Consider the following 714-nt stretch of genomic DNA (forward strand, 5'->3'; position numbering starts at 1 on the left):
CGCGGCGGCGCGCACGCTGGCGAAGGCGCGACCGGCTAAGGCGACTGTCCCGGCGTCTGCACGTCGGTTCGCGCCGATGTTGACCGCTGCGGGTCTGATGGAGGCGGCAGCATGAGCGGGGTTCGGTCGCTCGCGCCGGATGAGTTGCGGGCGTTTCGCCTGGCACGGCTGGTTTCTGCCGAACAGATGCCGTATTTCATGCGGGCGTTGTTCGCAGCGCAGCCTGTTGCTGCACCGGGGTTGGGCACGTTCGCGGTGGATGCGCAGTGGCGGCTCTATCTCGATCCGGCGTTGTTGGTAGGGGCTGGTGCATGGCCGGTGCCGGTGGCGGGTGCGGTGTTGCTGCACGAGGTCGGGCACTTGCTGCGGGCACACGGTGTGCGGGGGCAGTCCTTGCCGAAGCCGGTGCACCACGTGGCGTGGAATTACGCGGCGGACGCGGAAATCAACGACGACTTGCTGGCGGCGGGCGTCGGATTACCGGACGGGGTGATCACTCCACAATCGTTCGGGTGCGAGGACGGCGGAATCGCAGAGGACTATTACACGCACCTGATCGATCCGGCTACGGGACAACAGTTTCCAGACGACGACGATGTGGGATGCGGGTCCGGTGCGGGGTGCGCGCCGGTGCCGGGGGAGTTGGGCGCGGCAGCGGGGGAGGTCGCGGACGGTTTGGACGACGCGGAAGCAGATCTGGTTCGCCGTCATGTG

General features: G+C 67.6%; 2 pseudogenes. Both read left to right on the forward strand.

From position 1 onward, the window contains the following. A pseudogene (locus YH3_RS37485) lies at positions 1–115 on the forward strand (AAA family ATPase); the annotation flags it as partial. Continuing rightward, a pseudogene (locus tag YH3_RS34545) lies at positions 112–714 on the forward strand (hypothetical protein); the annotation flags it as partial. The pseudogenes YH3_RS37485 and YH3_RS34545, both read left to right, overlap by 4 nt.

Origin of the sequence: Rhodococcus sp. YH3-3 (genome assembly GCF_001653035.1) — a bacterium.
Classification (GTDB): domain Bacteria; phylum Actinomycetota; class Actinomycetes; order Mycobacteriales; family Mycobacteriaceae; genus Rhodococcus_F; species Rhodococcus_F qingshengii.